This is a genomic window from Streptomyces sp. AC512_CC834, assembly GCF_019049325.1.
Taxonomy (GTDB): domain Bacteria; phylum Actinomycetota; class Actinomycetes; order Streptomycetales; family Streptomycetaceae; genus Streptomyces.
The window spans coordinates 79,195-104,405 of sequence record NZ_JAGMUO010000034.1 but is presented as its reverse complement, the minus strand read 5'-3'; the positions used below and the strand labels follow the sequence as shown (position 1 = coordinate 104,405).

At 72.1% G+C, this 25,211-nt stretch carries 23 protein-coding genes and 1 pseudogene; 12 read left to right on the top strand and 12 right to left on the bottom strand.

The features are described 5' to 3' along the window. Positions 1–5: 5 nt before the first annotated feature. From KUM40_RS13795 to KUM40_RS13785, 3 genes are all read right to left on the bottom strand, one after another. Complete coding sequence (locus KUM40_RS13795; RefSeq protein WP_217166133.1) at positions 6–1,289, bottom strand: aspartate aminotransferase family protein; 1,284 nt, start codon at positions 1,287–1,289, stop codon at positions 6–8. After that, positions 1,286–2,128, bottom strand: a complete 843-nt coding sequence (locus KUM40_RS13790; RefSeq protein WP_217166132.1) for a nitrilase-related carbon-nitrogen hydrolase — start codon at positions 2,126–2,128, stop codon at positions 1,286–1,288. Before KUM40_RS13790 ends, KUM40_RS13795 begins: the two co-directional genes overlap by 4 nt. Before the next feature lie 156 nt (positions 2,129–2,284). Next, the gene (locus KUM40_RS13785; RefSeq protein ID WP_217166131.1) at positions 2,285–2,536 is read right to left on the bottom strand and encodes a helix-turn-helix domain-containing protein; all 252 of its coding nucleotides are present in this window, start codon (positions 2,534–2,536) and stop codon (positions 2,285–2,287) included. A gap of 98 nt (positions 2,537–2,634) precedes the next feature. On the opposite strand from KUM40_RS13785, the gene map reads away from it, so the two are divergent. Further along, positions 2,635–3,411, top strand: coding sequence for a type I methionyl aminopeptidase (map, locus tag KUM40_RS13780; protein WP_217166129.1), 777 nt, complete (start codon positions 2,635–2,637; stop codon positions 3,409–3,411). 240 nt (positions 3,412–3,651) lie between these two features. Next, the gene (locus KUM40_RS42110; RefSeq protein ID WP_217166128.1) at positions 3,652–6,180 is read left to right on the top strand and encodes an ATP-dependent Clp protease ATP-binding subunit; all 2,529 of its coding nucleotides are present in this window, start codon (positions 3,652–3,654) and stop codon (positions 6,178–6,180) included. Between the two features lie 7 nt (positions 6,181–6,187). On the opposite strand, the gene ggt is transcribed toward KUM40_RS42110, so the two are convergent. Next, positions 6,188–8,047, bottom strand: coding sequence for a gamma-glutamyltransferase (ggt, locus tag KUM40_RS13770; RefSeq protein WP_217166127.1), 1,860 nt, complete (start codon positions 8,045–8,047; stop codon positions 6,188–6,190). Positions 8,048–8,187: 140 nt separating this feature from the next. Here ggt and KUM40_RS13765 point away from each other — a divergent pair, with 140 nt between their 5' ends. The 3 genes from KUM40_RS13765 (at position 8,188) to KUM40_RS13755 (ending at position 11,272) form a co-directional block, all read left to right on the top strand. Next, positions 8,188–8,946 carry a hypothetical protein gene (locus KUM40_RS13765; RefSeq protein ID WP_217166125.1) on the top strand — a complete coding sequence of 253 codons (759 nt, stop codon included), beginning with the start codon at positions 8,188–8,190 and terminating at the stop codon, positions 8,944–8,946. A 365-nt stretch (positions 8,947–9,311) separates the two neighbouring features. Beyond that, positions 9,312–10,538, top strand: coding sequence for an MFS transporter (locus tag KUM40_RS13760; RefSeq protein WP_308401135.1), 1,227 nt, complete (start codon positions 9,312–9,314; stop codon positions 10,536–10,538). Between the two features lie 179 nt (positions 10,539–10,717). After that, positions 10,718–11,272 carry a TetR/AcrR family transcriptional regulator gene (locus KUM40_RS13755; RefSeq protein ID WP_217166124.1) on the top strand — a complete coding sequence of 185 codons (555 nt, stop codon included), beginning with the start codon at positions 10,718–10,720 and terminating at the stop codon, positions 11,270–11,272. A 72-nt stretch (positions 11,273–11,344) separates the two neighbouring features. On the opposite strand, the gene KUM40_RS13750 is transcribed toward KUM40_RS13755, so the two are convergent. Next, a complete protein-coding gene (locus KUM40_RS13750; RefSeq protein ID WP_254395089.1) occupies positions 11,345–11,638 on the bottom strand; it encodes a response regulator transcription factor in 294 nt (97 codons plus the stop codon). Positions 11,639–12,042: 404 nt separating this feature from the next. On the opposite strand from KUM40_RS13750, the gene KUM40_RS13745 reads away from it, so the two are divergent. Beyond that, a complete protein-coding gene (locus KUM40_RS13745) occupies positions 12,043–12,726 on the top strand; it encodes a class I SAM-dependent methyltransferase (RefSeq protein ID WP_217166120.1) in 684 nt (227 codons plus the stop codon). Next, positions 12,723–13,778: a LysR family transcriptional regulator gene (locus tag KUM40_RS13740; protein WP_217166118.1), complete on the top strand. Its 1,056-nt coding sequence runs from the start codon at positions 12,723–12,725 to the stop codon at positions 13,776–13,778. Before KUM40_RS13745 ends, KUM40_RS13740 begins: the two co-directional genes overlap by 4 nt. Here KUM40_RS13740 and KUM40_RS13735 read toward each other — a convergent pair. From KUM40_RS13735 to KUM40_RS13725, 3 genes are read right to left on the bottom strand one after another with little or no spacing between them, the layout of a single operon-like run. Continuing rightward, the gene (locus tag KUM40_RS13735) at positions 13,710–14,348 is read right to left on the bottom strand and encodes a TetR/AcrR family transcriptional regulator (RefSeq protein ID WP_217166117.1); all 639 of its coding nucleotides are present in this window, start codon (positions 14,346–14,348) and stop codon (positions 13,710–13,712) included. The genes KUM40_RS13740 and KUM40_RS13735 overlap by 69 nt on opposite strands. Positions 14,349–14,365: 17 nt before the next feature. Then, positions 14,366–15,568: a chorismate mutase gene (locus tag KUM40_RS13730; RefSeq protein WP_217166115.1), complete on the bottom strand. Its 1,203-nt coding sequence runs from the start codon at positions 15,566–15,568 to the stop codon at positions 14,366–14,368. Between the two features lies 1 nt (position 15,569). Further along, positions 15,570–16,331: an AfsA-related hotdog domain-containing protein gene (locus KUM40_RS13725; protein WP_217166114.1), complete on the bottom strand. Its 762-nt coding sequence runs from the start codon at positions 16,329–16,331 to the stop codon at positions 15,570–15,572. A 360-nt stretch (positions 16,332–16,691) separates the two neighbouring features. Here KUM40_RS13725 and KUM40_RS13720 point away from each other — a divergent pair. Further along, a pseudogene (locus tag KUM40_RS13720) lies at positions 16,692–16,948 on the top strand (2-oxo acid dehydrogenase subunit E2); the annotation flags it as partial. An 88-nt stretch (positions 16,949–17,036) separates the two neighbouring features. Here the strand turns inward: KUM40_RS13720 and KUM40_RS13715 are convergent. From KUM40_RS13715 to KUM40_RS13700, 4 genes are read right to left on the bottom strand one after another with little or no spacing between them, the layout of a single operon-like run. Next, entirely contained in the window at positions 17,037–17,648 is a 612-nt protein-coding gene (locus tag KUM40_RS13715) for a transferase hexapeptide repeat family protein (RefSeq protein ID WP_217166113.1), read from the bottom strand. 46 nt (positions 17,649–17,694) lie between these two features. Then, positions 17,695–18,897: an FAD-dependent monooxygenase gene (locus KUM40_RS13710; RefSeq protein WP_217166112.1), complete on the bottom strand. Its 1,203-nt coding sequence runs from the start codon at positions 18,895–18,897 to the stop codon at positions 17,695–17,697. A 33-nt stretch (positions 18,898–18,930) separates the two neighbouring features. Next, the gene (locus tag KUM40_RS13705) at positions 18,931–19,488 is read right to left on the bottom strand and encodes a flavin reductase family protein (RefSeq protein ID WP_217166111.1); all 558 of its coding nucleotides are present in this window, start codon (positions 19,486–19,488) and stop codon (positions 18,931–18,933) included. Further along, entirely contained in the window at positions 19,485–21,077 is a 1,593-nt protein-coding gene (locus KUM40_RS13700) for a 4-hydroxyphenylacetate 3-hydroxylase family protein (RefSeq protein WP_217166110.1), read from the bottom strand. The genes KUM40_RS13705 and KUM40_RS13700 overlap by 4 nt, the downstream gene beginning before the upstream one ends. A 304-nt stretch (positions 21,078–21,381) precedes the next feature. Between KUM40_RS13700 and KUM40_RS13695 the strand changes: the two genes are divergently transcribed. The 4 genes from KUM40_RS13695 to KUM40_RS13680 all read left to right on the top strand — a co-directional run bounded on the left by KUM40_RS13695 (position 21,382) and on the right by KUM40_RS13680 (position 25,062). Then, positions 21,382–22,881 carry a class II 3-deoxy-7-phosphoheptulonate synthase gene (locus KUM40_RS13695; protein WP_308401134.1) on the top strand — a complete coding sequence of 500 codons (1,500 nt, stop codon included), beginning with the start codon at positions 21,382–21,384 and terminating at the stop codon, positions 22,879–22,881. A gap of 53 nt (positions 22,882–22,934) precedes the next feature. Next, positions 22,935–23,414 (top strand): MaoC family dehydratase, encoded by a 480-nt coding sequence (locus tag KUM40_RS13690; protein ID WP_217166109.1) that lies wholly within the window; start codon positions 22,935–22,937, stop codon positions 23,412–23,414. Positions 23,415–23,577: 163 nt separating this feature from the next. Continuing rightward, entirely contained in the window at positions 23,578–24,321 is a 744-nt protein-coding gene (locus tag KUM40_RS13685) for a TetR/AcrR family transcriptional regulator (protein WP_254395065.1), read from the top strand. 12 nt (positions 24,322–24,333) lie between these two features. Then, the gene (locus tag KUM40_RS13680; RefSeq protein WP_217166108.1) at positions 24,334–25,062 is read left to right on the top strand and encodes a siderophore-interacting protein; all 729 of its coding nucleotides are present in this window, start codon (positions 24,334–24,336) and stop codon (positions 25,060–25,062) included. Positions 25,063–25,211 lie beyond the last annotated feature (149 nt).

Sequence of the window (25,211 nt, the reverse complement as noted above, 5' to 3'; positions counted from 1 at the left end):
CGTTCTCAGATGCTCCGCAGAGCGCGTTCGAGGATCGCGGCGCCCTCCTCGGCCTCCGCGACGGTGAGGGACATCGGCGGGGCGACGCGCAGGACGCTGGTGCTGTGGCCGCCGCCCTTGCCGATGAGCAGCCCGCCCGCGCGGGCCTCCTCCAGCACGGTGGACGCCGCCTCGGGTGCGGCCTCGTCGGTGCCGGGCCGGGTCAGCTCGACGCCGATCATCAGCCCGCGCCCGCGCACCTCCCGTACGTGCGGCACCTGGGCGGCGACGGCCCGCAGCCGTTCGATGAGCAGTCCGCCGACGCGCCGGGCGTTGCCCTGGAGGTCGTGCTCCAGCAGGTACGTGAGGTTGGCGAGGCCGGCCGCCATGGTGACCTGGGTGCCACCGAAGGTGGAGATGCTGTTGGCGTCCAGGCAGTTCATGATCTCGGCGCGGGCGATGACGCCGCCGACCGACATGCCGTTGCCGATGCCCTTGGCGAAGGTGACGATGTCCGGCGGTCCGCTTCTCCCGTGTGCCTGCCAGCCCCAGAAGTGCTCGCCGGTGCGGCCCCAGCCGGTCTGCACCTCGTCGGCGATCCACAGGATGCCCCGCTCGCGCAGCACCTCGCGGAAGGCGGCGTACAGCCCGTCGGGCGGGGAGGTGAAGCCGCCGACGCCCTGGACGGGTTCGGCGATCAGCGCGGCGGGGGCGCGGGTGTGGCCGAGCAGGTCAAGCAGGTCGTCGACGCAGGCGTCGATGAACTCCCGGTCGCCCAGGTGCGCGTACGGGCCGCGGGTGCGGACGCCGCCGTGGACGTAGAGGGTCTGGAGCGGGGAGAGGGAGGTCGGGGACCAGCCGCGGTTGCCGGTGATGCCGACGGCGCTGAAGGAGCGGCCGTGGTAGCTGTTGCGCATCGCCAGGACGGTGTTGCTGCGCCGGTGGGCGGTGGCGAGCAGCAGGGCGGTGTCGTTGGCCTCGGTGCCGGAGGTGGTGAAGAAGACGCGGGCGTCGGGGATGCCGGAAAGCTGGGCGACGCGTTCGGCGAGTTCGACCATCGGCCGGTTGAGGTAGAGGGTCGAGGAGTGGATGATGCGCCCGGCCTGATCGGCGACGGCCTTGGTCACCTCGGGCAGGGCGTGCGCGGTCATCGTGGTGAGGATGCCGCCGAAGAAGTCGAGGTACTTGTTGCCTGCCGCGTCCCAGACGTGGCGGCCCTCGCCGTGGGTGATCTCCAGCGGGTCCTCGTAGTAGAGGGCGAGCCAGTCGGGCAGGACGGCGCGGTGGCGGGCGAAGAGGTCACGGGTCACGGCCGCACCAGCCCCTCGTAGGCGTCGGGCCGGCGGTCGCGGTAGAAGGCCCACTGCTGCCGGACCTCGTCGACGAGGTCGAAGTCCAGGTCGCGGACGACGAGTTCCTCCTTGGTGTCGCTGGCGAGGTCGCCGACGAACTGCCCGCGCGGGTCCACGAAGTACGAGGTGCCGTAGAAGTCGTTGTCCCCGTACTCCTCGACGCCGACGCGGTTGATCGCGGCGACGAAGTACTCGTTGGCGACGGCCGCCGCGGGCTGCTCGAGCTGCCACAGGTGGGCGGAGAGGCCGCGGTGGGTGGCGGACGGGTTGTACACCAGTTGGGCGCCGCCGAGGCCGAGTTGGCGCCAGCCCTCCGGGAAGTGCCGGTCGTAGCAGATGTACACGCCGACCTTGCCGACGGCGGTGTCGAAGACCGGCCAGCCGAGGTTGCCGGGGCGGAAGTAGAACTTCTCCCAGAAGCCCTTGACCTGCGGGATGTGATGCTTGCGGTAGGTGCCGAGGACGGTGCCGTCGGCGTCGATCACGGCCGCGGTGTTGTAGTAGAAGCCGGGCTGCTCGACCTCGAAGACGGGGACGACGATCACCATGCCGGTCTCGCGGGCGAGGGCCCGCATACGGCTGGTGGTCGGCCCGTCGGGCACGGGCTCGGCCCAGCGGTAGTGCCCGGGGTCCTGGACCTGGCAGAAGTAGGGGGCGTTGAAGACCTCCTGGAACCCGATGATCCTCGCGCCCCGCCGGGCCGCCTCGCGGGCGTGCTCCTCGTGTTTCGCCACCATGGACTCGGTGTCGCCGGTCCAGGTGGCCTGGACGAGAGCGGCACGTACGACGTTGGCCATGAGCTGCTCCTTCGACACGACGTCAGAGCCTCTACGCCCGTAGAGCAGGCCGTAGAGGGACGAACGTAAGCCTGGCCGGACGGGCTTGCCAAGACCATCGTCGTCAAGGCGCGGTGTCGATCATGTTTCGCACTCCTGTGGGTGAGTGCGGGCGCCTCAGGCGGGTACGGGCACGCACCTGCCCACCAGCTCGTCCATGGACAGCCCCAGCGCGCGGGCCAGCGCGGCCACCGTGAAGAACGCCGGGGTGGGCGCCCGGCCGGTCTCGATCTTGCGCAGGGTCTCGGCGGAGATGCCGGCCTCGGCGGCGACCGCCGTCATGCTCCGTTCGCCGCGGGCCGCGCGGAGCAGGCGGCCGAGCTGCTCGCCGCGCTCGCGCTCTTCGGGGGTCAGAGGGGTGCGTACCATGGCGTCATTGTAATACCGGGTTCCCGTACCGGACCCGGTCGCGGATCTCATCGCAACCCCGTCGCGATTCCAATTCAAATACCGGTATAGTAATTGGCATGGTGGAACTGAAGACGGACACATCGATCGACGCCATGCACGCGGCCGGCCAGGTCGTCGCGCGCGCCCTGACCGCCGTACGGCAGGCCGCGGACGTCGGAGTATCCCTGCTGGAGCTGGACGCGGTGGCGCACGAGGTACTGCGGGAGGCGGGCGCGGGCTCGCCGTTCCTCGGCTACCGGCCCTCCTTCGCGCCGACGCCCTTCCCGGGCGTCATCTGCGCGTCGGTGAACGACGCGATCGTGCACGGCATCCCGGACGGCTACCGGCTGCGCGACGGGGACCTCGTCTCCATCGACTGCGGCGCGACGCTGGACGGCTGGGCCGGCGACTCGGCGCTCAGCTTCGTCGTCGGCACGCCGCGCGCGGCGGACACGACGCTGATCGAGACCGCGGAACGGGCCCTCGAGGCGGGCATCGGGGCGGCGGTCGTCGGTCATCGCATCGGCGACATCGCCCACGCGATCGGCACGGTGTGCCGGGCGGGCGGCTACGGCATCATGGAGGACTTCGGCGGCCACGGCATCGGCCGGCACATGCACGAGGACCCGGGCGTGCCCAACGAGGGCCGGCCGGGACGGGGACTGCCCCTGCGGCACGGCATGGTCATCGCCATCGAGCCCATGCTGACCGCCGGCGGGCGGGACGACTACCACGCGGCTCCCGACGGCTGGACCCTGCGCACGAACGACGGCAGCCGGGCTGCGCACGTGGAGCACACCGTGGCGATCACGGACAGCGGTCCGCGCGTCCTGACGTCGCGGAGCGGCCTCTGAGCCACTGAGCTGCTGAGCTGCTGAGCTGCTGAGCTGCTGAGCTGCTGAGCTGCTGAGCCGCGGCACGGCCCCGCTCCGGGCTCCCCGGCCTTCCCGCATCCCGACTGCTTCCCGCCTGCGCCCCGCCCGCTTCCCGGCATGCCCGGTGGGACAGAACGTGTCATGTTGGGCATGACCGCAGGCCGACCGGTTACCCGGCCCCGGCACGCCGATCAGCGAAGCAGCGGAGGACCGGTAACGATGACCAGCGGCTTCATGGGCCCGGAGGGCGACCCGTTCGCGGAATTCCTGGCACGCTTCTTCGGCGGGCCCAAGCCCCGGCAGATCGACATCGGCCGGCTGCTCAGCCAGCCCGCCCGGGAGCTGGTGCGCGGCGCCGCCCAGTACGCCGCCGAACACGGCAGCCGGGACCTGGACACCGAGCACCTGCTGCGGGCCGCGCTCTCCACCGAGCCGACCCGGGGGCTGCTCAGCCGCGCCGGGGCCGATCCCGACTCGCTGGCCTCGCAGATCGACGAGCGGACCGGCCCGGCGCAGCACGCGCCGGGCGAGGCCCCGCCGCCCACGTCGCTCTCGCTCACCCCGGCCGTCAAGCGCGCCCTGCTGGACGCGCACGAACTGGCCAGGTCGACCGGCACCGGGTACATCGGCCCGGAGCACGTGCTCAGTGCCCTGGCCGCCAACCCGGACTCGGCCGCCGGGCACATCCTGAACGCGGCCCGGTTCGCGCCCTCGGGCCTGCCCGCGGAGGTGCCGGACGCCGCGAAGGCCCGTGCCGAGAGCGCGCGGACCACGAACACGCCGACCCTCGACAAGTACGGACGCGACCTCACCGAGCTGGCCCAGCAGGGCCGGATCGACCCGGTGATCGGGCGCGAGGAGGAGATCGAGCAGACCGTCGAGGTGCTCTCCCGCCGCGGCAAGAACAACCCCGTGCTGATCGGTGACGCCGGCGTCGGCAAGACCGCCATCGTGGAGGGCCTGGCGCAGCGCATCACCGACGGCGACGTGCCCGACGTACTGGTCGGGCGGCGGGTGGTCGCCCTCGACCTGACCGCAGTGGTCGCCGGCACCCGCTTCCGGGGTGACTTCGAGGAGCGGATGAACAACATCGTCGGCGAGATCCGCGCCCACTCCGACGAGCTGATCATCTTCATCGACGAACTGCACACCGTCGTCGGCGCCGGTGGTGGCGGCGAGGGCGGTTCGATGGACGCCGGGAACATCCTCAAGCCCGCCCTGGCCCGCGGCGAGCTGCACATCGTGGGCGCCACCACGCTGGAGGAGTACCGCAGGATCGAGAAGGACGCGGCCCTCGCCCGCCGCTTCCAGCCCATCCTGGTGCCCGAGCCCACCACCGCCGACGCGATCGAGATCCTGCGCGGACTGCGCGACCGCTACGAGGCCCACCACCAGGTCCGCTACACCGACGAGGCGCTGGTCGCGGCCGTGGAAATGTCCGACCGCTACCTCACCGACCGGCGGCTGCCCGACAAGGCCATCGACCTGATCGACCAGGCGGGCGCCCGCGTGCGGCTCCAGTCGCGCACCAAGGGCACGGACGTACGGGCCCTGGAGCGCGAGGTCGACCAGTTGATCCGGGACAAGGACCAGGCGGTCGCCGACGAGCAGTACGAGCAGGCGAGCGGGCTGCGGGACCGGATCGGCGAGCTGAAGCAGCGGATCACCGAGGCCACGGGCGACGGCCAGGCCGACGAGGGCCTGAACCTGGAGGTCTGCACCGAGTCCATCGCCGAGGTGGTGTCCCGGCAGACCGGCATCCCGGTCGCCAGCCTCACCCAGGAGGAGAAGGAACGCCTGCTGGGTCTGGAGTCCCACCTGCACGAGCGGGTGGTCGGCCAGGACGAGGCCGTGCGGGTCGTCTCCGACGCCGTGCTGCGCTCCCGCGCCGGGCTCTCCAGTCCCGACCGGCCCATCGGCAGCTTCCTCTTCCTCGGCCCGACCGGCGTCGGCAAGACCGAGCTGGCGCGGGCGCTGGCCGAGGCGCTGTTCGGCAGCGAGGACCGGATGGTGCGGCTCGACATGAGCGAGTACCAGGAACGCCACACGGTCAGCCGCCTGGTCGGCGCCCCGCCCGGCTACGTCGGGCACGAGGAGGCCGGTCAGCTCACCGAGGTGGTGCGCCGGCATCCGTACTCGCTGCTCCTGCTCGACGAGGTGGAGAAGGCGCACCCGGACGTCTTCAACATCCTGCTCCAGGTCCTGGACGACGGGCGGCTGACCGACTCGCAGGGCCGGACGGTGGACTTCACCAACACGGTCGTCGTGATGACCAGCAACCTGGGCTCCGACGTGATCACCCGGCGCGGTGCCGGTATCGGCTTCGGCGCGGGCGGCGCGGAGGCCGACGAGGAGGCCAGGCGCGAGCAGGTGCTGCGCCCGCTGCGCGAGCACTTCCGGCCCGAGTTCCTCAACCGCGTCGACGAGATCGTGGTCTTCCGCCAGCTCAGCGGCGAGCAACTGCGGCAGATCACCAGCCTGCTCCTGGAGCAGACCCGTCGCATGGTGCACGCGCAGGGCATCACCGTCGACTTCACCGACGCCGCCGTGGACTGGATCGCCGAGCGCGGCTACCAGCCCGAGTACGGCGCCCGTCCGCTGCGCCGCACCATCCAGCGCGAGGTCGACAACGAGCTGTCCCGGCTGCTCCTCGACGGCCGTATCGCGGAGGGCGGCCGGGTGACGGTCGACGTCGAGGACGGGCGGCTGCGGTTCCGTACACCGCAGCAGCCCGTCGCCGAACTGTGAGTCCCGGCTAGCGCACCGGCCACACCACCATCGCCGAGCCGCCGCCGCGGCGTTCCTTCTCCGCGGCGGCCAGCCACCTGCCGCCCGGCAGCCGCTGTACGCCGGTCGCGGCGCCGATCTCGGGGTTGAGCTTGAAGGAGTGCCCGAGGGCCTCCAGCTCCGCCCGTACGTCGCTGTCGTAGAGGCCGGGTTCCAGCTCGGTCCGGGCCGCGTTGCGCTGGCTGGCGCGCGGCGCCGCGATGGCGTCGACGAGCGGGAGTCCGCGGTCGACGAAGCCGGTGAGCGTCTGGAGCACGGTGGTGATGATGGTGGCGCCGCCGGGCGAACCGAGGGCCACGACCGGCTTGTGGTGCCGGTCCAGGACGATCGTCGGCGCGATCGAGGACCGCGGGCGCTTGCCGGGTCCTGGCAGGTTCGGGTCGTGGACGGCCGGGTTGGCGGGGGCGAAGGAGAAGTCCGTCAGCTCGTTGTTGAGCAGGAAGCCGCGACCGGGCACGGTGATGCCGCTGCCGCCGGTCTGCTCGATGGTGAGCGTGTAGGCGACGACGTTCCCCCACTTGTCGGCCACCGTCAGGTGCGTGGTGCTCTCGCCCTCGTACGTCGTCGGCGCCGCGGTGCCGCCTGCCGCGCAGTCTGCCGGGTGCCTCGGGTCGCCGGGCGCGAGGGGGCTGGTGAGCACCGCGTCGTCCTTGATCAGGCACTCGCGCGAGTCGGCGTACCGCTGCGACAGCAGTTCCTTCGTCGGTACGTCCTCGAAGGCCGGGTCGCCGACCCAGCGCCCTCGGTCGGCGAACGCGATGCGGCCGGCCTCGATGAAGCGGTGCAGATAGCCGGCCTTGTCCGCCTTCGAGAGGTCGGTGCGCTCCAGGATGTTGAGGGCCTCGCCGACCGTGGTGCCGCCGGAGGAGGAGGGCGCGATGGAGTAGACGTTCAGGCCGCGGTACGAGGTCCTCGTGGGCGCCTGGAGCTTGGCCTCGTAGGCGGCGAGGTCCTTGGCGGACAGGTCGCCGGGGCGGGCGTTCCAGTCGGAGTCCGGGTCGACGGGCGGCTTGTTGACGGCGGCGACGATGTCCTCGCCGAGTTCGCCGTGGTAGATCTCACCGACGCCCTTGCGGCCCAGCTCCTTGTAGGTGCGCGCCAGGTCGGGGTTCTTGAACGTGGAACCGACGGCCGGGAGTTCACCGTCCGGCAGGAACAGCTCGGCGGTGTCCGGGAAGTAGCGGAACCGCTGCTCGTTGGAGGCGGTCTGGGAGCGGAAGGTCTCGTCGACGGTGAAGCCGTGCCGGGCGAGCCGCTCGGCGGGCTCGAGTACCGAGGAGAGCCTGCGGCTGCCCCACCGGTCGAGCGCGGTCTGCCAGGTGGCCGGGGTGCCCGGCGTGCCCACGGACAGGCCGCTGGTGACGGCGTCGGCGAAGGCGAGGGGCTCGCCGTTCTCCGTGAAGAGCGTCTCGTCGGCGGTGAGCGGCGCGGTCTCGCGGCCGTCGATGGTGCGCACGGTGCGGGACCCCGCGTCGTAGTAGACGAAGAAGCCGCCGCCTCCGACGCCGGCGGAGTAGGGCTCGGTGACGCCGAGCGCGGCCGCGGTCGCCACGGCGGCGTCGACGGCGTTGCCGCCCTTGCGCAGCACCTCGATGCCGGCGGCCGAGGCGTCCCGGTCGACGCTGGCGACCGCGCCGCCGTACCCGACGGCGACGGGAGTCTTGGGCGCGGTGGGCCTGCCCCGGTCTGTGGGCCCGACCCGGTCGGCGGGCCCGACCCGGTCGGCGGGCCCGCTCTGCCGCGTGGGCGGCGCCGCCGCTCCCACCGAGACCACCACGGCGGCCGAGACCGCCAGGACCGTCAGATTCCGTGCGACAGGGCGACGCATCCGCACCTCCAGGGAAAGGCCGTTCGGGCAGCTTAGTTGATCGTCATGGCCACGTCAGGAGCACACGACGAGGCCGGGTGCGCCGGGGCACCGCGGCCCGTCGAACACAGGTACGCGGATGCCCGCTAGCATGCCCGCCCATGACTGACGACGTACGCAACATCGTCCTGGGTGTGGTCGCGGCGGGCCTCAGCGCCACGCTGGGCTGGCTCGCCCGTACCTATCTGTGGAATCGGAAACTCCGGCGCAAGCAGGCGTTCTTCGGGCTGCCCGACAGTTCCGAGTCGCTGCTCGTCGTCAACCGGGACCCCGCCGCCTCCGAGCCGGCGATCCACCGTTTCGACGTCTTCGCGCTGCTGGAACTCTCGGCGCTGGTCAAGGAGTGCGGGGCGCATGTCCAGGTGGTGACCCAGGACATGGTCAGCCAGGGCTTCGGCGAGCGGACGGAGTTCTGCGTGGGCGGCCCCGGTTCGAACCGGCGTATGGTCGCTCACATGGCGGCCATGCTGCCCGGGGTGCGGATGAACGTCGACCCGGAACCCGGCCCGGACCGCGGCGCCTTCCAGATCGGCGGCGAGCGCTACCGCATGGACGCGGGCGTCACCGAGTACGTACTCCTGGCCCGCCTCACCGCCGGGGACCGGCGCGAGGCCCGGCCCGCGTTCCTGTTCTGCGGCCAGCGCGCGATCACCAACCAGGCCGCCACCCGCTACCTCGCCCGGCACCACGAGAAACTGGCCCGCAAGCACGGCAACAACTCCTTCGTACTGCTGCTCAAGGTCGTCAACTCACAGGCGTACGGCCCCGACGTCGTCGAACTCGTCGGAGACGTCACCCGGGCGGCAACCAGCCCCCTGCCCACCCCGGCGCCGAACTCCGGCAACTCCCACCGGGCCTGAACGGACGGCGTCCCGAAACACCCAGGACCGGCCCCCCGCCGGACCGTCGACAGACGCCGTACCGGCGCGAACACTCTCTGCGGTCCGGCCCTTCTCACCGTCCCCGGCGTACTCCGTGCGGATCAGCCTGCGCGCACGACGCCGTCGGTACGGCCACAGTCGTCGCCCCCCGTACATCCCGCGGCCATTGAATAGACGCACCGACTGGTCTAGTCTCTCATGTAGACGCAACGGTAAGTCTTGTCATGCGCGTACGCCATGCCTGTGCGCATGCCCGCACGTCGTACCCGTTTCTCCTGGCCGTGCTTGCGCGGCCGCCCGCACCGCTCCTTCCGCTCTTCCATCGCTCATGAGAGGCCACCGCAGTGGGGAACTCGACCGTTCGCGCCGACGACCGGACCGGCGCGCCACCGACGGCACGTGGCGCCGGCCTCGCCGTGTTCAGCGTGGCCTTCGCCTTCTGGATCACCATGGCGGGCACCACCGCACCCACCCCCCTCTACCCGCTCTACGGCGACGAGTTCGGCTTCACGCCGTTCACCGTGACCGTGGTCTTCGCCGTCTATGCGCTGGGGGTCGTCCTCGGGCTGCTGGTCTTCGGCCGGCTCTCGGACCAGGTGGGGCGCCGGCCCGTGCTCGTCGCCGCCACCCTGTTGTCCGTGGTGGCGGCGGTGGTGTTCCTGCTTGCCCAGAACGTCACCGCCGTGATCGTCGCCCGGATCGTCTCCGGGTTCTCCGCGGCGCTGGTGACCGGCGCCGCGACGGCCTCGCTCAGCGAGCGGCTCGGGCAGCACAGTCGCGTAAAGCCGGCCACTGTCGCCCTGTTCGCGAACATGGGTGGGCTCGCGTGCGGCACCCTGCTGGCGGGCATCCTGGCGGACCTCGCGCCGTCCCCGCTGCGCACCCCCTGGATCGTCATGCTGGTCCTCGCCGCCGTCGCCGCCCTCGGCGTCCTGCTGAACGGCGAGAGCTCCGCCCACCGGTCCGGTTTCTCCCTGCAGTTCCAGCCGTTGCACATCCCGGGCGAGATCCGGTCCGACTTCCTGCGGTCGGCGATGGCCGCGGGCGCCGGCTTCGCCGTGCTCGGCGTCCTGACCGCCGTGACGGGCCTGTTCCTGGGCACGGTGCTGCGCGAGTCCAGTCACTCGCTGACCGGTCTCGTCGTCTTCGTCGCCTTCGCGTGCACCGCGCTCGGCCAGCTCCTCGTCCGCACCCTCAAGCCCGGCACCGCGCTGCCCGTGGCCTGCCTGGGCCTGATCGTCGCGGCCGCCCTGATCGCCACCGCGATGGCCACCAGCACCCTGGCCCCGCTGCTCGTCGGGGCCACGGTCAACGGACTGGCGACGGGCATCGCGGTCGGACACGGCATCGGCGGCATCACCACCCGCAGCGCCCCGCAGCACCGCGGCGCGTCGGTGTCCACCTTCTTCGCCATCCTCTACTCGATGCTGGCGGTGCCCGCGATCGGCGTGGGCGTCCTGATCCGCGAGACCAGCCTGCGCCCCGCCGGCGAGACGTTCAGCGCGGTGGTCGCCGCACTCTCCCTCGGTGTGCTGCTCAGCCTGGTGCGGACGGGCCGCAAGGCCGCCTGAGCGGGGGTCCGCCGCGCCCCGTTCGCGGCGAACCCCGCTGTGTCAGAATCACAGCGACGGATACGACGTGAAGGGTTGACGGAGCCATCGGTACCACGCGGAAACCACGACCGGCCGGTGAGAAGACCACGGTCATCAGCCGAACCGGCCCCCACCGCAGCGAGAGCGTCCGGCTGGCCGTGCTGAACGCCGCGGACGACCTCCTGGTCGAGCGGGGGTTCGCCGCCCTGACCATCGAGGGCATCGCTCAGCGCGCCGGCGTGGCCAAGCAGACGATCTACCGCTGGTGGAAGTCGAAGGTCGACATCCTCCTCGACACCCTCACCGACGACGCCCGCGAGGCCCTGGAATGGCACGTTGACGCCGGCGTCGACGCCGAGGAGGCACTCACGTCCCAGCTACGACGGGTGGCCGACTTCTTCCAGGAGCCGGCCGGGCAGGTGCTGCAGGCCCTTCTCGGTCACGCCCAGCTCAACGACGACACCGCGACGTCGCTGCGGACCGGATTCCTGCGGGAGCAGCGGAGGCGGGACGCCGCCGGGCTCCGTGATCTCCTCGCCCGTGAGGAGATCACGGTCGACGACCGGGGCGTCGACCACCTCGTCGATCTCGCCCTCGGCCCGTTGTACTTCCGTGTGCTCGTCTTCGGTGCGCCGATCGACAAGGAACTGGTGGACAGCACGGCCCGGCTCACGCTCGCCCTGGCGCGCGAGCTGTCGGCCGGCGACTCCTGACCACCGGCCGGTTCCACCCGGCACACATGGTGAGGGCCCCGGGCGCACCGCGCCGGGGCCCTCACCGTTTGGTCAGTGCAGAGTGATGCAGCCACTCCTTATGCCTTCGATGACAGCCTCGGTGCGGGACGCCGCGCCCAACTTGATGAATATCGAATGCAGATGGACCTTGACGGTTCGCTCGGATATCCCCAGCAACCGTGCCACCATCCTGTTCGAGTTGCCCTCTTTGATCCCGTCGAGAACCTGACGTTCTCGCGGGGTGAGCGAAGAGGTCGCCCTCGGCACCGCAAGGTCCGTCACCGTTCGTTCGGAACCCAAGGCAGAGAACCGACCCTCTGATGTCGGACGGGATGCGCGAGACATGATTTTCCCCCTGCTATACATGGTCATCACCCATCGAGGATGCACACGCGAGCCACGTCGCCCACGCCGTTGCACGTCAACGATTACCCGTTGCGAAAACAGTATATGCGCCGAAGTGGAAGCCGTGGATTAAACGTGGGTTACTTCACAGCAACAAGTTTCCCACTAAACCAAACACCATCTCGTATTTTTCGGAATCATTCATTCCGACCCAAGCATTCGACGCGGCGGTGATCTGCCTGGTCGGGGTGGCGGCCATCACTCAGGATACTTTACAACCCTCTTTCGCAGCTAATTCGAAGGTCTTGAACATTCCCAATCCCGGCCTTCCCGAACGGTCGCTCCAGCCCACTCGTTGATCAGACATCGACACACCTGAAACACCTTCGAAAGGTAATGCAAGAATGACCTCATCTCTTTTCTCGAACGACATACCGGCGGGGCTCGACACCACCCGACGGCACACCACATCCTGGGCTGTGCGGCCCCGCACCGAATTCGAATTCGGTACCGCATATGCCGCCTATAGTTTCACCGCCATCCATATCGCGGCGGCACTGAAGGACAATGGAATGGGGCAGCTCTATACCGTCGATCTCCACAAAGGAAAATGCGCGGCGGCCGGGGTCGATCTCGACGTCGTCCGGGCCGCCGAACCGCACCTGCGCACCGGTGCGCTCGTGCACGCCGACGACACCGAGAAGTTCGCCGGCTGTGCCCGCCTCGTGAGCACCTCCTCGCCGGCCGGCCCGGTACGGCATTCCACCGCCGCGCCGGGCGGCGCCCGTCCGGGGTCCAGCACGGCGGTCGCCGCACTCGGCAGGTGCGTCATGCGCTCCGGCGTCAACAGCTTCAGCCGGGAGATCGGCACGCCGCTCAACACCCGGTTCGCGGACGCCCTCCCGGCCGTGCCGCGACCCACCGGGGACTTCGAGGAAAGGCAGACGCCGGGCACCGCCCTGCGCTACGTGGAACATTTTGGTACCGCCGCAGCACGCGTGTCCGCGCAGGTGCGGGAGGCGTTCGTGGTCGTTCTGCGGCTGCGACCACGACACGACGAGCCCGGCACCGTCGAGGGGAAGCGATGAGCGAGACCGGCGTCGGCGGCCATCAGGACGAATGGGCCGACGAGCTGTCCGGCCGTCACGGACCGAACGTGGACCTGCGTCTGCTGCCGGCCCTGGACGCGCTGCTGCAGGAGGGCAGTGTCACGGGCGCGGCGGAACGGCTGGCGCTGTCCCCGCCCGCCATGAGCCGGACGCTGGCCAAGATCCGCCTCGCCCTCGGCGACCCCGTCCTGGTCCGCGCCGGTCGGGGCCTGGTGCCCACCCCCCGGGCCTTGGAACTCCGGCCGAAGGTAAGGGCGTTGATGTGGGAGGCGGAGTCGCTGCTCAGCCCGAGCCGACAGGAGGACCTCTCCCGGGTCAGCCGGACGCTGACCATCGTGGCGGACGAGGCGTACGCGGCGGTGCTGGCGCCGGCTCTGCTGAACCGGGCGAGCGTGGAGGTGCCGCTGGCCCGGTTCGCCTTCGCGGTGGAGAACAACCACGGCACCGCGCCCCTGCGGGAGGGCGTCGTGGACATCGAGGTCGGCGTCATCGACGAACCCAGCCCGGAGCTGCGGATCGAGCCGCTGTTCGAGGACCGGTTCATGGGCGTGGCGCGGGCCGGGCACCCGCTGCTGGCCGCGGAGGTGACCGCGGAGGCGTTCGCCTCGGCACGGCACGTCAGCGTCTCCCGCAAGGGCCGTATGGCGGGACCCATCGACACCGCGCTGCACGCCCTCGGTCTGCACCGGGAGGTGATCGTGTCCGTGCCGAACTACGGCGAGGCGCTGCTGATGATCCCGACGGGCGACCTGGTGACCGCGATGCCCCGCTCGGTCGCCGCCGGCGCGCGACGGTCGGTGAGCGTCGAGCTGTTCGACCTGCCGGTGGCCACCGAGCCCATCAGCATCTGCCAGGCGTGGCACCCGCGGCACGAGACCGAGCCCGTGCACGTGTGGCTGCGCGAGGCCGTGCGGGCCGCGCTCACCCGCCCTGTGTCCCCGTCCCGGCCGTCCGCGCCGCCCTCAGGGCCGCCGCGGGCCGGCCGGCGGCCGGAGCAGGCCGTCGAGGAGGACGTCGACGACCGAGGGTGACCCCTCGGCCCCCGGCTCGCCGCCCGGTCCCTGCCGACCACCGAACACTTCCCCCTCGTCCGCTCCGCCCGCCGCCGTGCCGACGACCGCGCCCACGAGCAGGCGAGCGGTGACCGACGGACCGAGGTCGCATCGTGTCTCGCCCCGGCCGGCGGCCCGAGCCAGCAGATGGGCCAGCCGCCCGGCCACGGACGCCCGGCACACGGCGTCCGCGGCGTCCGGGCTCGGTGTGGCGCCCACACCCCAGAACACCGCGTGGCGGACCGGGTCGGCCGCCGCCGCCCGGGCCAGCGCGTCCAGCAGTTCGGTGAGTTCGGCGACGGGTGAGCGGCCGTCCGCGGCGGCGCTCACGGCCGGCAACGACCGCAGGTGCGCGCGGACCGGACCGGTGACCTCGCGCAGCACCTCGGCCCGACCCCGCACATGGCGGTACAGCGCCGCCTTGGTGACACCGAGGCGGTCGGCGATGTCGCTCATGCTCGTCGCGTCGTGACCCCGTTCGTGGAACAGAGCCGTCGCGGCCGCGAGGACGTCCTCACGACCGCGACGCGGGCGGCGGGACGGTGTCACCGTCCCCGATGGGGGACTCACCGCGGTGACCGCCCCCGGCACATCTCCAGCAGCGCCTCGGCGAGGCCCGCCCCGCCCTCCCCCAGTTCCTCGGCGTACCGGCCCCGGACGGACAGCTCGCGTCCGGAGTCCAGCGGGGCACCGCCCCCGCCGGTACGGATGCGCTGGATCTCCCGGGAGGTCTCCAGCCGCTGCTTCAGCGTGCCGATGAGGGAGCGGTCCAGGTCGTCGATCCGCTCCCGCAGTCGGGCGATGTCCCTGGGCGCTGCTTCGCCGGCGGTGGTCGTCTCGCTGTGCATCGTCTTCAGTCTCCGTTCGTACGGCGGTGGGGCGCAGGGCGCCGAGGCGTACGACCCCAGGGACCGCAGCGCGGGCAGGCGCAGGCGCAGCAGGCCGACGGCGCGGGCGGTCTCGGGCTGCTCGGCGCTGCCCGGGCAGTCCGCGAACAGGACCGAGCCACCGCGGCCGTCGGGCACGGTGTGCAGGGACACGGCCCGCAGGAAGGGGTGGCGCCGCAGGTCGTCCAGGAGGGCGCCGAGGCCGTCCGGCGGGCCCGCGATACGTCCGACCAGCGAGGTGCGGTCGGCCTGCCGGACGGGCGGAACGACGCGGGCGCCGGAGCGCGCGCACAGCAGGAACCGGGTGGCCGCGCCGGCGGTGTCCTGGATGCCGGCGACCAGCACCCCCAGGCCGTAGTGGGCGGCGGTGAAGTCACCGGCCACCGCGGCGTCGCACGCGCCGTCCCTGACCCGGCGCGCGGCCTCGGCGTTGGACGGCGCCGGCAGCCAGCGCGCCCGGGGCAGCCGCCCGGCCAGCCAGCCGCCGACCTGCGCCCCGGCGTGCGGGTGGCCGCTCACCGTGCGGATGGCGGCGAGCGGGGTGCCGGGGCGCACCAGCAGGGCGAACTCGACGGGGAGCACGACCTCGCGCAGGACGCCCGGCGCGGGTGACTCGGCGAGCGCGCGCACCGAGTCCCCGACCGGTCCGGCCACCGTGTTGTGCACAGGCAGCATCGCGGCGTCGGCGTCGCCCCGGTGCACCAGCTCCAGTGCCCGGGCGGCCGTGGCGGCCGGCAGCAGCCGGGAGCCGTCGGCCTCCGGGAGGGTGCGCAGCGCCCGTTCGGTGAAGGTGCCCTGGGGCCCCAGGTATGTCAGCCGCCAGGGGCGCGGGATACGTCCCGGCGTGGGACGCGGTTGGGTGTCCTGTACCGGCGTCGTCATGTCACGCGGTGGTGAGCGCGGCGTCCATCGTGCTCGCCACCGCGCTCTTGGCCCGGCGCAGTTCCTTGTCCTCCAGCAGTCCGGGGGCGAACGCGGCGGCGTCGATGGTGACGCCGGCGGCCTCCCGGCCGGCCTGCTCGACCACCACCGTGGTGCGGACGGTGAGCCTGCTCGGCTCCGACAGGTCGGACGCGTCCACGGTGAGCCGCAGGGTGGCGCCGACGGGGAAGAGGAAGTTGGAGAACGTGGTGTTCATCGAGTTCAGGACGATGTAGTAGCGCTGCTGCGGCCAGCGCGCGGTGAAGTAGCGCTCCACCACGGCGACGAACATCTGGCGTGCCGCCTCGACGGCCACCATGCCCTGCACGTGCACGCGGTCCTGCACGTCGACGAGGAGTTCGTTGTGGTCGTGCAGCCGGAGCCGGGCCTCGTAGGTGGTGTCGTCGACCTGCGTGAGGCCGGCCACCAGCACGTTGTCCTCTCGGGCCTTGTGCAGTTCCTGGCGGCGCGCGGGCTCCCCGGCGGCGTGCACGAGGGTGATGCGGTCGTCCAACCGCCGCCGGACGACGGCGTCCTGGAGGTAGGAGACCTCGAACGAGCCGACGCCCTGGCCGGTGACCACGCGCACCGGTCCGTCGACGGCGTCCAGGTCGCCGGCGTCGAGCGCGCGGGCGAGATCGGAGAAGGTGTCGGCGCCGACGGCCCCGGCGAAGTCGCGGAACCGATCGCCGACGACGAGTCGGGACGTGGCTGTGCTGTTCATGGGAGTACCTCTCCTGGCTGGCGGGGAGCCGCGGTCTGCGACACCGCGGGAGTGACTTCAGCGTGGAGTCCGGAACAAGGGCCCGCCAGTCGCCTGTTGGGAGTAGGTATGAGGTACTAGCCGTATCGGCCGACTGCCGTCGCCGCATCCCGCCGCGAATGCTGGTGCGGAGAAGACCGGCCCTCATCGACAGCCCGTCCGGCACCCGGGACCTCGACGACTCGGTACTGCTGAAGCTGTACCGGCGGTTGGTGCTCGGGCGCCGTTACCACCTGCACGGGGCAGGAGGCCGGCGAGGGCGGGGGCCGTGCCGGCCCTCGTGAGCGGCGGGTGGCGCCACTGTGTACGCCGCCGGCCACCCGGCTGCCGTCGGTGCACCTGGGCTTCGCCGCGCAGACCGGACGGGGTCTGGTCGTGGCGGTGGTCGGGGACGCCGACCCCCGCGGAGCTGTCCGGTGGGACCTTCGCCCTCAACGACTACGGTGTTTTCGGCGTCGACGGCTCGACGCCGATCATCAACCACCCCGAGGCGGCGGGGCGGCGGGGCGGTCGGCGGGTCCCTGCGGCACGTGGCCGACCTGGTCGAGCGGCCCGTGTCCCTGCTGCGGCTGCTGTGAGCGGAGGACGAGTACGCGGCCCGGGGCCCTCGGTGCGGTCGACCGCACCGAGGGCCCCGGGCCGCGTGACGTGTGGGGTGCGTACCGGTCAGCGGGACCGGTAGGCGTGCAGGGTGACGTGCTCGGGCTCGCCGGGGCCGGCGAGGGGCACGGGCGCGGTGCGCTCGGTGGCGGCCCGCGCCGGGTGCAGGCCGCTCAGACAGCGCTGGGCCAGTTTCTGGTAGTGGAGGGTGCCGTTGGCCTTCCAGGCGATCTCCTCGGCGGTGAGTTCGCGTACCACCTTGGCCGGGCTGCCCGCCACCAGGTGCCGCTCGGGGACGTGGAAGCGGGACTTGACGAAGCCGCCGGCGCCGACGAACGCCTGCCGGCCCACGACCACCCCGTCCATCAGGACGGACTTCATGCCGATGAGGCTGTCCCGGCCGACCCGGCAGCCGTGCAGCACGCTGCCGTGGCCGACGTGTCCGTCCTCCTCGACGACCGTGTCGGCGCCGGGGAAGCAGTGCAGCACACAGCCGTCCTGCACGTTGCAGCCGGCCCTGAGCTCGATGTGCCCGAAGTCGCCCCGCAGGCTCGCGAGCGGGCCGACGTAGCAGCCCGGTCCGACGTCGACCGAACCGATCAGTACGGCGTCGGGGTGGACGAAGGCCGTCGGATGCACGACGGGGACAGTGCCTTCGAAGGAGTAGATGCGTGCCATGGCGTGATTCACCGTTCGTCGAGGCGGTCGGGGGACGGTCGGCCGGTCAGACCGGCGCCGGGGCGTCGCGCAGGGCGTCCAGGGCGTCGTGCCCGTGGATCCAGGCGAGGTCGTCGGGCAGCCCGGCCAGCCGCACGTTGCGGGCCTCTGCCTCCGGCCCGTCCGGCAGTTGGAAGCAGCCGGCGTTCTTGCGTGAACCGGCCTGGATCAGCCGGGTGCGGGGCCGGCGCAGCCGCTCGTAGGCGCGCAGCGCCCCGGCCACTTGGTCGGCATCGGTGCCCGCCAGGAGGCGGGCGAGGACGACGGCGTCCTCCAGTGCCTGGTTGGCGCCCTGCCCGTGGTGGGGCAGCATCGCGTGCGCGGCATCGCCCAGCAGCGTCACCCGGCCGGCGCTCCACGTGCGCTGCGGTTCACGGTCGTACAGCGCCCAACGGCCGGGGTGGTCGCAGGCGCCGAGGACCTCGGTGACGAACGGGTGCCAGCCGTCGAACGCGGCCAGCAGCTCGCCCGGGTCCCCCTCGGTGGACCAGGACTCGACCGTCCAGGTCCGGTCGGGCACGACGGCGAGGAAGTTCAGGGCGCTGCCGTCGGCCACCGGGTAGGCGATGAAGTGCCGGCCCGGTCCGAGCCACAGCCACAGGACCGGCTCGGCGAGTTCGGGGACGTGCCGCAGACGTTCCAGGGGCACCAGGGCGCGGTAGCCGCTCGTACCGGAGAACACGGCCTCGTCCGGGCCGAACAGGTGGTGGCGCACCGCGGAGTGGATGCCGTCCGCGCCGACGACCGCGTCGGCCTGGGCCGCGCTGCCGTCGGCGAAGCGCAGCACGGCCCCGTCGGCGGTCTGCTCCACCGTGGTGCAGCGCGCACCGAGCCGGACGTGCTCCGGGCCGAGCAGGGCGAGCAGGGACTGCTGGACGGCCGCGCGTTCCACCGTCCAGAAGGGCGCCCCGAAGCGTTCCTCGTAGCTGCCGGTCAGGGGGTGGGTCACCATGGACCGGCCGGTGCGCCAGTGCCGGAAGTCGGCACGGACGGGCTGGGCGGCCGAGGCGGCGAGCCGCTCGGCGACGCCCAGGTCGCGCAGGGCCCGGTGCCCGTTGGCGCCGATCGCGATGCCGGCGCCCTGGTGGGCCAGTTCCCGGGCCTGCTCGTGGACGACCGCCTCGATGCCCTGCCGTCGCAGGCCGAGCGCGACGGCCAGGCCGCCGATGCCGCCGCCCACCACGGCCACGTGCGGGCGTCTTGCCGCCATGGCGTCTCCTCCTTCTGGTTGGCCGTCGCCGGGTCAGGGCGCCGGTGCGACACCGGTGAAGGCGCCGCGGTGGAAGACCAGGGGTTCGTGGTCGCGGCCGACGGCGCCCAGCACCCGCCCGACGACGAGCACGTGGTCGCCGAGCGCCTGGGTGAGGTGCAGGTCGCATTCGAGGGTGCCGGGCGCGTCGGGCAGCAGCAGGCAGCCGGTGTGCGGTCCGACGGCCCAGTCCGCCGCCTCCTCCACCGGGGGGCGCCGCACCGCGGGCGCGGTAAGGGCACCGACCAGGGGCCGCGCCCGGTTGCCGAGGAAGGACACGGCCCACTGGCGGGACGCCCGCACCCGGCGCAGGAAGGTGGAGTCGTCCCGCAGGTACATCGACACCAGCGGCGGGTCGAGGGAGACCGAGGTGAACGAGTTCACCGCGATGGCGTCGTGCCGCGTTCCGGTCCGGGTCTCGAAGCGGGTCGACACCGCGCACACGCCGGTCACGTACTGCCCGAGGACCTGCCGCAGGTGGGTCTCGTCGGGCAGGACGGAGACTCCGGGCGGGGCGGCGGGACCGCTCGGAGCGCGGGCCGGGCTGTTCACCGCGCGGCCTCGACCGGACCGGCCGGCCCGGTGCCGGGCACGCCGCCGCCGATGACGGTGGTGTCCTTGACGTCGATCAGGTCCGGGACCTTCCAGCCGTTCTCGTCGTACTCCGACAGGCACTGGTCGACAAGCTGCTTGTAGTCGTCGAACTTCCCGGAGGCCTGCTGGGCGTGGAGCGCCTCGAAGCGGATCTGCTCGTGGTTGCCGGCGTAGTTCATCTCGTACAGCTCCCAGCGGGCACCGAACTCGGTGCCGACCGCGTCCCAGGCCAACTTCATCAGCTTCACCCGGTCGATCGCCTCGACGCCCAGGCCGCGGACGTACTTGTCGAGGTAGGGCCGGACCTCGGGGTTGGACCAGTCGGCGGCGTGGGAGTTGTTGTAGATCAGCGCGCTGCCGAGGTCCCGCAGGAAGATCTCGCGCACCTTGGGGAAGATGGACGAGGACAGCACCCTGAAGGCCAGCGCGGTCTCCCCGTTGGGGGTGACGGTGCCGTCGGGCCACTTGGTGGGGTTCTCGGCCATGGAGTCCACCAGCGCCCAGAACATGTTGCGGTAGGCGAGCACCTCACCGAGCCGGCTCTGCACCCCCCGGAACTCAGAAGTCCCGGTGGTCTCCAGGCACTTGGCGAGCAGACCGGTCAGGAAGTCCATCTTCACGGCGAAGCGGACGCAGGCGTGGAACATCGCCCGGTAGAAGAACCCGGACCCGTAGAAGAAGTTGTTCGCCTTGTCCACGTCGTAGCAGAAGACGTTCTCCCAGGGGATCAGCACCTGGTCGAAGACGAGGATGCCGTCGTTCTCGTCGAGACGGCTGCTGAGCGGCTGGTCGAAGGGGCTGCTGACGGTGGCCGAGGCGAACTCGTACGACGGCCGGGAGATGATCTTCAGGCCGGGGCTGTTGGTCGGCACGATGAAGTACGCGGAGAAGTCCTTGGCGCCCTGCGGGATGACCCCGTAGCTGCCGATGAAGATGTGCTGGGTGAGCGCCGCGCCGGTGCCGACCACCTTGGCGCCGGAGACGACCAGGCCGGCGTCGGTCTCCCGGTCCACCGTGAGCATCACGTCCTTCAGCTCGGTCAGCCCGCGGTTGCGGTCGATCGGCGGGTTGACGATGCCGTGGCCGATGAACAGCACGTTCTCCTGCGCCTTGCGGTACCAGGTGGACGCGTTGTCCTCGAACGGCGCGTAGTGCTCCTTGTTGGACCCGAGGGTGGACAGGAAGGCGGCCTTGAAGTCCGGGGTGCGGCCCAGCCAGCCGTACGTCATGCGCGCCCACTCCTCCATGGCCCGCGCGGCGGTACGCAGGTCGCCGGAGGTGTAGGGGGCCTTGAAGTAGGGGTGAGTGAAGCCGCCGTTGCCGGTGTCGGTGGGGACGACCAGCCTGCTGTTGCGCTCGGGGTCGTGCAGCGCGTCGAAGAGACGGGCCACCATGCGGGAGTTGTTGCGGAACGCGGGGTGGCTGGTGACGTCGTCGACCTTCTCGCCGTAGATCCTCACCTCCCGGCCGTCCCGGAGGCTCTCGAGGTACTCGTCCCCTGTCTGCGGGCGGGACACGGACCCGGAGGGCCTGGCGGTGCTGCTCATGCGGAGTCACCTTTCGGAGGTGGCGTGGCGGGTGCGGCGCGGGACCACGAGGACCGACGGCTCCCGCCGGTGGTCTGCGCCTGCCGAAATGCTCCAGGAGCGGGCACCGCCCCGACAGTCGGCCGCTGGGGCTAGTACGCGGGTATTAGATCCGCCCTTCTAGCCACAACGACCCACTGCCCGGGCCGGGCGGACGCGTGACAGGCTGCGCCCACCGCACCCCGGCCCCCTCTGCACCCCGGCCCCTCTGCCCCGCCCTGCTCGTGCCCTGCCCTCGGATACAGAAGGCGTTGAGGTTCTCAGCGTGGACACCCTGAAGCGCCCGTCACCGACGGGCTCCCCGGAACGGCCCGACTCCCCGGGACAGGACGGCGGTTCGCCGCCCGGACCGTCCCCCGACGCGTGGCGGGCCCTGCCCGCGGCGCAGCAGCCCGACTGGCCCGATCCCGCGGCACTGCGGGCCACCCTGTCGTCCCTGGCGAGCGCGCCGCCGCTGGTGTTCGCCAAGGAGTGCGACACCCTCCTGGACCGGCTGGGCGAGGTCGCCCGCGGCGAGGCCTTCCTGCTCCAGGGCGGCGACTGCGCCGAGACCCTGGACGCGGTGAGCGCGGAGTCGGTCCGGGGCAAGCTGGAGGTCCTGCTCCAGATGTCCGCCGTGCTCACGTACGCGGCCGGCCTGCCGGTGGTCAAGGTCGGCCGGATCGCCGGCCAGTACGCCAAGCCCCGCTCGCGGCCCACCGAGACCCGTGACGGCGTGACCCTGCCCTCCTACCGGGGTGACGCCGTCAACGGGGCGGCTTTCACCGCCGAGGCCCGCACCCCCGACCCGGCCCGGCTGGAGCGCGTCTACCACGCCTGCGCAGCGACGCTGAACCTGCTGCGCGCCTTCACCTCGGGCGGGCACGCGGACCTGCACCGGGTGCACGAGTGGAACCGCGACTTCGTGGCCCTGTCCATGGCGGGACGCCGTTACGAGCGGCTGGCGGACGAGATCGACGCGGCGCTCGCGTTCATCCGGGCCTGCGGCATGACCACCTCGACGATGCGCACCACGGAGGTGTTCGCCAGCCACGAGGCCCTGCTCCTCGACTACGAGTCCGCCTTGGTCCGCACGGACCCCGACACCGGGCGGCGCTACGCCCTGTCCGGGCACCTGCTGTGGATCGGCGAGCGCACCCGCCGGCTGGACGGGGCGCACGTGGCGTTCGCCGCGGGCGTCAGCAATCCCCTCGGCGTCAAGCTCGGCCCCGACGCGACCGTCGGCGACGTACTGGCACTGCTGGACCGGCTGGACCCGCGGCGCACCCCGGGCCGGCTCACCTTCATCACGCGGATGGGACAGGGCCTGGTGCGCGACCGGCTGCCCGCCCTGGTGGAGGCGGTACGCGCGGAGGGCGCCCAGGTGGCGTGGGTGTGCGATCCCATGCACGGCAACACCTTCACCGCGCCCAGCGGCCACAAGAGCCGGCGCTTCGACGACGTCCTGGACGAGATCACGGGCTTCTTCGAGGTGCACCGCGCTCTGGGCACGCACCCCGGCGGGCTGCACATGGAACTGACCGGCGAGGACGTCACCGAGTGCGTCGGCGGCGGCGACGAAGTCCTCTCCGGCGACCTGCACCTGCGCTACGAGACAGCGTGCGACCCCCGACTGAACCGCGGGCAGTCGATGGACCTGGCGTTCCGGGTCGCGGAGTGGTTCAGCGCCGAGAAACGCCGACTGGGCCGGCGCGGCCCCGAGCGCGTGCCCGTCCGCACCCCGGACCTGCCCGTGCACACGCGTGCCGCGGCGCCCGTCGGCTGAACCGGCCGCCGCGGACCCACCGCACCGCCCTCCGAGACGAAGGACCAGTCACCGTGCGGCACTTCGAGCACTTCCCCGTCGGCACCGCCTACGAGCTGGGCGCCACACGGCTCACGAGCGAGGACATCATCGGCTACGCGCGCGCCTACGACCCGATGCCGTTCCACCTCGATCCCGAGGCCGCCGCCCGCTCCCCCTTCGGCGGCCTGGTCGCCAGCGGCTGGCACACCGGCGCCGTGGTCATGGGGCAGTTCGTGCGCGCCCTGCTCGCGGACTCCGCCTGCCAGGGCTCGTACGGCATGGACGAGGTCCGGTTCCTGAAGCCGGTGCGTCCCGGCGACGAACTGCGCGGACGGGCCACCGTGGAGGAGGCCGCGCCGCACCCCCGGCGTCCGGGCACGGGCACGGTCCGCTTCGTCGTCGAGGCGGTCGACCAGCACGAGCAGCCGGTGTACCGGATGCGCACCCGGCTGCTGTTCGCCCGTACGCCGGCCGGGAACACCCGGCGGGAGGCGACTGCCGCACGACACTGACAGGTCGTACGACATCGTGCGTACGGGCTGCACGAGGCCGTCTGAGGCCGTCTGAGGCCGTGCGTCGACCTTCTCCCTGCTCCCGTCCCTCTCCGGTCATCCCCCATCCGGGGAGGGACGGGCCATTCCGTGCCGTTCTCCGACCCTTTGACCATACACACCGTTGCGTCTAGTCTCGATCGCGTCGACCGGCTCCGGGACGGACGCCGCGACGCGACGAGGAGGAGGACGCGCCATCGACCCTCGGCACGATCAGGACCGGCCGGCCGGCGCGCCCGCCGCCCGCACCCGCAGCGGCCCCCGGCGCAGCGAGGCCGCACGCCTCGCGGTGCTGCGCGCCGCCGACGACCTGCTGGTGGACGCCGGATTCCACGCCATGACGGTCGGCGCGATCGCCGAACGGGCGGGCGTCGCCAAGCAGACGATCTACCGGTGGTGGCGGTCGAAGGTGGGCATCCTCCTCGACGTCCTGGACGAGGACCTGCGGGACCCGGCCTTCTGGCCGGAGCCGCCGCACGGCCCGCAGGCCGCGCTGGAGCAGTACGCGACCCACGTGGGCACGGTCTTCACCGAGTCCGCCACCGGCCGCGTCCTGTTCGTGCTCATCGGGCACGCTCTGCACGACACGGCCACCGCCACGGCTCTCCGCGACGAAGTACTGCGACCACAACGGCAGTACGACCGCGGACGCATCCAGGCGGCCCTGGCACCCTCCCCCCGCACCACGGTGACCCGGCAGGACGCCGACCAGCTCCTCGACCTGGTCGTCGGGCCCGCCTTCCACCGGGCCTTCATGACGGGACGGCCGCTGGACGCCCGGTTCGTCCGGCAGTTGACCACCGCCGTCCTGACACTCCGGGACGGCGTCACGCCCGCCGGGTTTCCGTCACCCGACTCCTCCGCCTGAAGGGCTGTCCCCATGTTCCGCACCCGTCGCACCCGTCATACCGCCACGGTGGAGGCGGTCACCGCGATCGCCCCGCGCCTGGCACGCGTCACCCTGGGAGGCCCCGGCATGTCAGCCTTCCACTGCGACGAACCGACGCAGTGGGTGAAGCTGTTCGTCACCGATCCGCTGGACGGCCGAACCGTCGGCCGGGCCTACACCGTGCGCCGCATGCACCCGTCCGCGCCGCGGATGGACGTCGACATCGTGCTGCACGGCAACGGCCCCGCCGCCCGCTGGGCCGAGGCCGTCCGCCCGGGCCAGGAGGTCTCCTTCGGCGGCCCGCGCGGCTCCTTCCGCCCCGACCCCGACGCCGGCTACTACCTCCTGGCGGGCGACGAGAGCGCCCAGCCCGCCGTCCTCACCATCGCCGAGAACCTGCCCGCCGGGCTGCGCGGCGCCGTCTACCTGGAGGTGCCGGGCCCCGAGGCCGAGATCGAGGTGGCCCTGCCCGACGGCCTGGACGTCGTGTGGGTGCACCGCGCCGGCCGGGTCAAGGGCGAAGCGCTGAGGGACGCCGTCCTCAAGGCACCCGTCCCGCAGGAGCGGGTCGCCGCGTGGGCGGCCGGGGAGTCCGGCGCCGTCCGGGACATCCGCCGCCACTTCCTGGAGGGCCTCGGCCTGGACCGCCACCGCGCCTACGCCAAGGGCTACTGGAAGCGGGACGAGGCCGACCACCGGGACCCGCTCGCCTCCGACTGAAGCGCCTGCCGCGGACATCCCTTACCCAGGTCAAGCGCCCGTCATGAAGCTGAGTTCAAGGTGGGGCGCTTGGAACGCGTCCGAACCGGCGCATGGTCGCCCACACGGCGGCCATGCTGCCCGGGGTCCGGATGAACGTCGACCCGGAA